Genomic DNA, 252 nt, shown 5'->3' on the forward strand with positions numbered 1-252 from the left:
GGCAATAATTTAACCCTTAATGCTGGCGGTGACATTATTGATACTGAGGCAACTTTATTGGCAAAAGGGGTGACTGCCATTGTCAAAAACAACGCAGAGTTGCATTCACCGTCAGGGAGGTATAACTCAGTTGAAGGGAAATATACGCCGGTGACTTCCGCGCTAATTGCACGTGCATTAAGTCATGCTCCTCAACTGACCATAAACGCCTCAGAAGTAGAAGGGGAAGTCCCGGGGATTAAACTGGCGGAT

At 46.8% G+C, this 252-nt stretch carries 1 protein-coding gene; it reads left to right on the top strand.

What is annotated here, in order from left to right:
- Positions 1-252 (top strand): hypothetical protein (locus tag ACGF49_RS25270; protein ID WP_387493562.1); only part of this gene is annotated, 252 nt, incomplete at both ends.

This window comes from Photorhabdus sp. RM96S (genome assembly GCF_042879335.1).
In the GTDB taxonomy this organism is placed as follows: Bacteria; Pseudomonadota; Gammaproteobacteria; order Enterobacterales; family Enterobacteriaceae; genus Photorhabdus; species Photorhabdus kayaii.